2 protein-coding genes are annotated in these 8,801 nt (G+C 61.7%); one reads left to right on the forward strand and one right to left on the reverse strand.

Going from position 1 to position 8,801, the window contains the following annotated elements:
• Positions 1 to 20 precede the first annotated feature (20 nt).
• Positions 21 to 6,200: a peroxidase family protein gene (locus tag AC1DWF_RS05020; RefSeq protein ID WP_476841490.1), complete on the reverse strand. Its 6,180-nt coding sequence runs from the start codon at positions 6,198 to 6,200 to the stop codon at positions 21 to 23.
• A gap of 693 nt (positions 6,201 to 6,893) precedes the next feature.
• Here AC1DWF_RS05020 and AC1DWF_RS05025 point away from each other — a divergent pair.
• Positions 6,894 to 8,801: peroxidase family protein (locus AC1DWF_RS05025; RefSeq protein WP_476841491.1), on the forward strand; the 1,908-nt coding region annotated here is incomplete at its 3' end.

Consider the following 8,801-nt stretch of genomic DNA (forward strand, 5'->3'; position numbering starts at 1 on the left):
GCCGACCTCCGGCTTCATTGCTATGCGATGAAGCTTCCACCCAGTGTCAGGGTAACGGTACCGGACAAAGTGACCGAGAAGTCGGCTTGGGGGTCCGTGTCGTTGTTGCCCTCGATCACGGTGTTGCCGCCTGCCTGATAAGTCCGCAGTTGGCCTTGGCCGCCGAACGCCGTGTTGCCCTGAATAAGGGTTGTGAAGGCATTGTTGGCACCCCCGGACACTGCATCGATGGCGGAAAGATCAACCCGGTCGCCGGCCTGGAAGTCTGTAATCAGGTCGCCGTTTGCGGCCGCATTGGTTCCGAAGACAAACACGTCGTTGCCGCCGCCGCCGGTCATGGTGTTGAGAACACCGGCAGCGTTGCTTGCGGTGAAGGTGTTGACGCCCGCGCCGCCGATGACGTTTTCGACCGAATTGATCGTGTCGTTTCCGGCCCCGGTGACCGCGCCGGTCGCGAAATTGACGGACGTTGCGCCGGTCACCGCGGACATGTTGAGGGTGTCGGTGCCGGCGCCGCCATTGAAGGTGTCGTTGCCGTCGGTGTTCTGCGCAAGGAACGTGTCGTTGCCGTTTGCGCCGTTCAAGGTGTCGTCGCCGGTCAACCCGTTCAGCGTATCGTTCAATCCGCCGCCATTGATGGTGTTGCCCAGGGTGTTGCCGGTTCCGGCAAATGTGCCGGCGCCGGTGTAGGTCAGGTTCTCGAGGTTGGCGCCGAGCGTGTAGGATGCAAGTGCTGTCTCGACGGTGTCGGTTCCGGCATTCAGGAGCTCGTTGACGATGTCGCCGATCGCGTTGACGACATAGGTGTCGTTGTCGGCGCCGCCGTTCATGGTGTCGTTGCCAAGGCCGCCGTCGAGACGGTCGTCTCCGGCCAGGCCGGACAAGGTGTCGTTCAGGCCGCCGCCGATGATGATGTTGGCGAGCGCGTTGCCGGTGCCGGTGAAGGTGCCGCCGCCGAGCTTGGTCAGGTTCTCGAGGTTGGCGCCGAGCGTGTAGTTGCCGAGCGTCGTCTGCACCGTATCGGTGCCGGCGCCGGCGTTTTCGATGATCACGTCGCCGGCATCGGCGATATAGGTGTCGTTGCCGGTGCCGCCGGCCATGCCGTCATTGCCGGCGCCGCCGTCGAGAATGTCGTCGTTGTTGCCGCCGTTCAGCGTGTCGACCCCGATGCCGCCGTTCAGCGTATCGTTGCCGTCGCCGCCATTCAGCGTGTCGGCGCCGCCCATGCCGTTCAGGATGTCGTTGCCGCCAAGCCCGTTCAGCGTGTTGTTGCCGGTGCCGCCAGTCATCACGTTGGCCGCGTTGTTGCCGGTGCCGTTGAAGTTGCCGCCGCCGAGCTTGGTCAGGTTCTCGACATTCGCTCCGAGCGTATAGTTGGCCAAGGTTGTCTGCACTGTGTCGGTGCCGCTGGTGCCGCCGGCGCCTTCGATCACCACGTCGAGCGCGCTGTCGACGACGAAGGTGTCGTTTCCATTGCCGCCGTTCATGGTGTCGTTGCCGGTTCCGCCGTCCAGCGTGTCGTTGCCTTCGCCACCGTTCAGGATGTCGTTTTCACCGAAACCGCTGATGGTGTCGTTGCCGCCGAGGCCGGACAGATTGTCCTGGCCTTCGGTGCCGGTGATAGTTTCGGCCGCTGCGAGCCCCGCAACCAGATCGCCGACGACGATGGTGGCCGCGGAGGTCACGCTTTCGGCAAAGCCACGGTTATCCAGAAAGTTGGCGACCACGCGCACCTGCCTGTTTACCTGGGCCTGGCCGGGCGTGAAATTGGCATTCGTCGCGCCGGCGACATTGGTGAAGAGGCCCGTTCCCACGCCCGTCTCAACCTGCCATTGCCAGGTGACGCTGGCAGGGTTGAAGCCGTTCGCGTCGGCGAGTGTGCCGATGGACGCGGTGAGCTGCGACCCTTCGGTCGGGGTCGTGTCGCTGATGGCCGGTGCGCCGGTCGCCGGATCGTTGACCAGGCTCACGAACTGGTCGGCGAACTGAAGCTGCTCGATATTGATGATGGTGTCGGTGCCGTCGAGCAGGGTTCCACCCGTGTGCGACACAGTCATCCGTCCAAAGGCGTCGGTTCCGAAGGTATATTCGTCCAGATTACCCGAAAAGACCGCCGTATCCATGTCGTTGGAGCCGTCAGCTGTCATGATCTGGCGGACTATGCCGAGCTGGCCGGGATTGATCGCGCCGGAAAACATCCGAGAAGACAGCGTCGTCATGCTCTTGTGCAGTTCCAGTGGTGCGCCGGTATGACCGGTATCGGAGGCCGCATAAACGCCGATCTGCACGTCCAGCCACTTGTCGCCGTCAATGATGTCGTCGCCGGCGTTGCCGGTAATCCGGTCGCTGCCGTCGCCGCCGAGAATGATGTCGCCGGCGCTGAACTCCGTCACCCCGGCGCCCAGCAACGCCTGCAGGCCGCTGATCAGGGCGATGCCCTGGGCGTCGAGGAAGCTTCCTGCGATACCCTCGGTTCCACCTTGGTTGGCTGGCAGCCGCTCGGCCGCGAGAACCTGCGAGCCGGCGAGGATATCGTCATGCGCCGATCCCGAAAGCCCTTCCATTGATTCGAATTCGTCGAGTGCGGCGTTCTGCGGCAGGGTTGGCGCTTCGTCGAAAATGATCGGAATCGACAGGTCCGCATTCACCCCGGCGATGTTGTCCTTGTAGGTGACCCAGTCATAGCCAGACATGCCAGCCATCTTGCCGCGGCCGGGGCTGCCGACCATGATGTCGTCGCCGCCTTCGCCGATGAACTCGTCGAAACCGCCATCGCCCAGGAACACGTCATTGCCACGCACGCTGTCGCTGGCGAAGATTTCGTCGAAATTGTCGCCAGGCGCGCCGTCGAACGTGCCGGTTTCCAGCCAGTCGTCGCCCTCGTTGCCGAGGATGCGTTCGGCGTTCTTGTTGCCTAAGATGAAGTCGTTGCCCAGGCCGCCGAACACTTCCGAACCCATGTCGGTGCCAAGCACGATGAAATCCTGTCCGTCTCCGGCGAGCACCAGATCGAGGCCCGGACCGGCGTTGACGACATCGTTTCCTTCGCCGGCCTTGATGTTGTCGTCGCCCCCAATGTCGGTGATGATGTCGTCGCCGCTGCCGGCGTTGATGATGTCATTGCCGTGGCCGCCTTCGAGCCTGTCGTTGCCGCCATCGCCAAACAGCGTGTCGTCACCGATGCCGGCAATCAGGATGTCGTTACCGGACGGGTTGAAGGCGTTGCCGGGATCGGTGCCGCCGAGCACGACATGATCGCTGCCGGTATAGCGCAGGTAGTTCGCGTCAGGCCCCGCGGTTCCCGGATTGTTGCGGATCACCAGCGGCGTCAGGATTGAACCGCCGGCCGGGTCGATGCCCAGATTGTCGGCGGTTTCGTCAGGCGCGGTGTTCGGATCGTTGTTCAGCTGACCATCGGCGCCGGCGGTTTCGCCGAGCCCCGGATTGTACTGCTTGGTGCGGTCCACTTCCAAGATGAGGCCGGGGGTCGAGAACACGTCCGACGGCAGGTGGGTCGCGTCGGTGTTGCGCATGATCATGGCGGCGAAGGAATTGCCTTCCATCTCGCCGAACAGATGCAGGCCGTCGAGCCTTTGCAGATAATAGAAGCGGTCGCCGTTCTGCAGCTTCTCCATCGTGGTTTCGAACACAAAGTTGAAGGTCGAGCCCAGCATGCCGCCGAACGGCGTGATCTGTTCGGCCAGGCCACCGATCCACAGGTCGACATTCTCGAGGCCGCCAAGGTCGGCCGCATATGCRCCGGTGCCGTTGAGGAAATCCTCCGCATCCGCCGGAACCAGGAAGCCGCCGACGGACACGCCCGTGATGATGGTCAAGGCGGCGTCGCGCTTGCCTTCGATCGTGGTCTGTCCGGTGATCAGCGCATGTGTGCCATAGGCGGCGATGAAGTTGATGATCGAGGCTTCGTTCTTGAGATGGCCGGCATAGTCGATCCAGCTCTCATAGGGCTTGAGGAGCGCGTCGTTGTTGGTCACCTCATAGAATTCGCGCCGCGCCGCGTTAAGCGACGGCACGCCGGTGTCGCGGCCGCGGGCCAGGTTGATGGTCGCAAGGTCGAGCGGCAGGCCGAGCAGGTTGTTGCGCAATGCGCTGGTGACGAACTCGTCGATTTCGTTGCCGACCTGGCGGGTCATGCCGCGGATGATGGATCCGGCCATTTCGCCGGAGCTCTGCGAGGCAAACTCGATCGGATTGAGGAAGCCCTCGATCAGGCCGATCGATTCATCGTTGAATTGGGGATCGAAGCGGTCGATGGATTCCGTCAGCATCGAATGGCCGAAACGGTAGACCACGTGCGCGAACTCGGCGACGATGCTCGGGTCGATCGTCACGTCATAGCCGTCCGGAACCAGGAACACGTTGACGTTCGGCTGGATCTTGCGGGCGAACTCTTCGAAGACGAGGTGCTGGTACTGCATCTCGGTCCCGAACTTGGCCGCCTGGAACAGGCGCTCGCCGTTCCAGTCGAGGGCGGCAATCGCCGCGGGGGAAGTGGGAAGCTCGGTGATGGCGACGTCGAGCCACGCGTTGATGAAGTCGATATCGCCGCTCTCCAGCACGACGTCTTTAGTATGCTCCATCAGCCGGTTGTGCTCGGAATGGAACACATGGTGGACGGCGGTCAGGCCAATGTTCTCGTTGCCACGCCCGTCACCGGTGATGAAGTGGGAGTCCAAGAGTTCGTTGTCGTATTCGGTGCTGCCGTTGCCGGGATTGCCAAGGCCGATTTCGGTGTCGCCGTCAGCGATCTTGCCGACCGGCACCGCCGTGTGCGCAATGTCATCAAGGAAGGCATGGCCGGTGCGGACCGCAAGGTGAACGACAGCGGCAGGATTGGTGGCGTTCACCAACTCTAGCGGATCGGCCGGCGTGCCGGATTGCAGCGTGCTTGGCGAACCGGCGGGCACGCCGAGCATGACGACCTGCGGGAACCCGGTCGTCGATGGGATGAAGTTGCCGTAGGCATCGGTTGCCAGCAGCGGCAGGTTGCCGACGTGATAGTCGGTCAGATCGATGCCGAGGATGTTGCGGGCCTGCGCCTTGATCTCTCCCCAGGTCGGCAGGCCACCATTGGCGCCGTCCAGCAGGGAGCCCGTGGCCTCCGGCCTGCCGTTGACCAGCGTATATTCGCGCAGGAAGACCTGGTGCGACGGATGCGACGTATAGGTCTGGTTCTGGTCGACGAACGATGTCGTGGTGTTTAGCGGAAGCGCGTGATCGTCCGCGGTGCCTGCAATGCCGTCGACGCCGGGCGACAGCACGCTGGCGCGCGTCAGGACCATGAAGTTGGTGGGGCTGGTGGGATCGTAGAGCGGATCGTCGGGCTGTAGCGGTACGAACACGGTGCCGCTGTTGCCTTTGGCGACGAGATCGAGGCCGTGGTCGAAGAACTGGCCGAACAGCGTGAACCACGAGTTGAACGAGGCCGAGAGGCCTTCATCCGGTGCAATATTGGTCAGCTTGATGTTGTCGCCGTCCATTTCGATGCCGTTGGCCGTAAGCATGCCGTCGAGGTCGACGCGTTCGATGGCCAGGGCCGCATTGGCGGTGTCAGCGGCGGCCTGCGTCTGCGTGGCGGCAGCGATTGCCGCATCCAGGGCTGCCTGGGTTTCGGGCGTCGGGGCCGTATCATGGGCTTGCTGCGCGGAGACCAGCGTCCGCTGCGCGTTGATGTTGGCGAGGTTTGCGTCCTCGGCAGCCTCGATGAACGGCTTGACGGTCTGGTACTCGGCCTTGATGGTCGCGGCGGTCGCAAGTTCGCTGCCCGGTGCGGCGCCGGCGCGTTGCAAGGCAACCATGATGGCGGCCGGGTTGTCCAGCGTCTGGTCGACGATCAGGTTGGAGATGGTGCGCAGGCTGCTGTCGACGACGATGTTGCCCGGATTGTTGGAGGGGTTATAGGACGAAGCGGTCACGCCGCCCGGCGCTGGTCCGTTCATGTCCACCGGCGTCGCGGGCCGGTACTGCGGGTCGARCAGGGCAGGAAACTCGTTGTCAGCCGCGCCCCAGTTCTCGCGCCCGGGAAGCAAATTGTTGTAGGTGCCGTCAACGGTGCGCAAGCCGAAGCTCAGGTTCGGCGCCGGAATGAGGTCGCTGAGCGGCGTGCCGGCTGCGTGAGCTTCGGAAAGCTCGATCTGCTTCAGGATGAAATCCAGATCCGAACGGATGTACTTGACCATTTGCCTGCTCCCCAGTGGTTGGTTCTGCTGGTTCCCCGGGCGTCCGCGCGAGAGATCAGGAGAAGCTGTTGTGTGAGCGCTCGCGCGCCGTCGTCTTCGTCCACGCTCGTGTCAGGACGGCGTGATGTTCCTTCGGAAGTTCCGGGTCGCGATAAGGTGAACGCCAAGGACCCCCGTGCAAGCATGATGCAGACTTGGCCGGGCTCAGAGCATGGGCGGAAGTCGAGCTACTTCAGCAACTTTCGGCGAGAGCAATATGAGACGTTGGTATCGCGACAACCGCACCTTCGTCGCGTTCTTCATAGGACTTTGGTCCTTGATCGCGCCTTTGCTATTTCCCTGTCAGAAATAGCTTGCGCAAGATCAACAGCGAAGATGCGGGCTGGTCCGCGAGGCGGCCACCTTGTCCGCCAAATTCACAAGCAAATCGCATAGCCCGCTTTGCCACCACCATACTTTGTCTTGGTGTTTAGCTGGACCAAAGCCCAGATCAGGCGCCGAGCTGGTCCAGATACAAGCAGACCAAGGCATTCTTCACATCGTCCGACCTTCCGAAGTTATCGGCGACGGCCTTCTTGTGCACCATTGCTGATGAAGTCGCCGTGAACCTCGTCACGCGGCGATGCCAGTCAATTGCGATGCTCCGCTCCGACACCGGATTGAGACATCGCCGAAGCGCAAGAGGGGAATGTCATGGTCAATCTGGTGAAGCACGATCTGGAATTCATACTCAAGCAGATCAAKATCGCAGAGGCACACGCGGCTGGTGGCGACTTGGCGACGTTGGTCGCCGAAGCCGGTGGCCTGGATGCAGATGCGGCTGCAGGCGTTCCGTTGCAGGCGCACCTGCTTCCCTACGGACTGCGCACGGTCGATGGCAGCTACAACAACCTGCTGGAGGGTCGCGAACAATGGGGAGCCTCGGCTGAGCCGTTCGTCCCACTGGTGACGCCAAGCTATGGCAATGACGCGGACAATGATGTCCTAGTATTTGGCACGCCCGCCAACCCGGTTTCGCTCACCAACACGGACTACACACCGGGTTCGCCCACGGGAAATCCGATGTTTGTTGCCGGGACAGTCGTCGACGCCGATCCGCGTCTTATCTCAAACCTCATTGTCGACCAGACGAGCAACAACCCTGCCGCGATTATGGTTTATGAGGCCATGCTTGAGGAGGGCAAGACGGCGTCGCGCACGCAGTTACTGGACAATAACGGTGTAGGAAAGGTTCATGCCGCCAACGTGGTCGGACCGGACGGAGCCGTGCTCGCCGCGGCTGGATCCCCTGTCTATTCCTACACCTTCGAGAACGTCTCTCCTGATATCGGCGACTCGGCCCCCTACAACTCGATGTTCACGCTATTTGGTCAGTTCTTCGATCACGGGCTTGATCTGGTTGCCAAAGGCGGATCGGGCACCGTTTACATTCCGCTTGCCGAAGACGACCCGCTTTACAATCCGGCAACTCCGCACACCAACTTCATGGTAATGACGCGTGCTTCGCGCGATGCGGATGGCAACGTCGCCGCAAACGTCACCACTCCTTGGGTTGATCAGAACCAGACCTACACCTCAAACGCCTCCCATCAGGTGTTCCTGCGCGAGTATGTGATGCTCGATGGCGAACCCATTGCCACTGGCCGACTGCTTGATGGCGATCGGGGCCTTGCAACATGGGCGGACGTCAAGGAGCAGGCCCGGACGATGCTTGGCATTGAGCTAACCGATGCCGACGTGGGCAGGGTCCCGATGCTACTCACTGACCCCTATGGCGAGTTCATCCGCGGCGCCAATGGCTTGCCGCAATTGCTGGCAGCCTTCCGCCCCGATGGAACGCCGATTTACGTCGAAGGCGATCTCGTAACTCCGATCAATCCATCTGCGATTCAGTTGCCACTCGGCACGATCATACTGACATCGACAGGGACGCAGACCATCATGAGCGGCATGACGGTCAATGCGGCACGTACGCCAAACGCTTTTCTGGACGACATCGCTCATGCCGCGGCACCGGTTCTATCCGGTGGCGCCTTGCAGGCTGACGCGGATAGCGAGCTTGGTTACTCCGGCGGGTTCAATTCGCGTGGGCAGCAGACTGCCTACGATGACGAACTGCTTGATGCACACTACATCACCGGTGACGGCCGCGGAAATGAAAACATCGGCCTGACCTCGATCCACCATGTCTTCCATTCCGAACATAACAGCCTTGTCGAACAGACCAAGAATGTCGTGCTTGCTTCGGGCGACCGCGCCTTCATCAATGAATGGCTGCTCGTCGACCTTGGAGTGAATGATCCTATCCCGGCAAATGGCGCGGGGCTGATCTGGGATGGCGAACGCCTGTTCCAGGCCGCGCGTTTCACCAACGAAATGGAGTATCAGCACCTCGTTTTCGAGGAATTTGGGCGCAAGATGCAGCCGGACGTAGATGCGTTCCTTTTCGAACCGTCAGCCGACGTCAATCCGGCCATCTTCGCCGAGTTCGCGCATGCCGTTTATCGCTTCGGCCACTCGATGTTGAACCAGGATATCGACCGCATCGTCCAAGGAACCGACGGCACCTACAGCTTCGATAACATCAGTCTGTTCGAAGGG

It is taken from the genome of Aminobacter sp. P4_D5 (genome assembly GCF_056401815.1).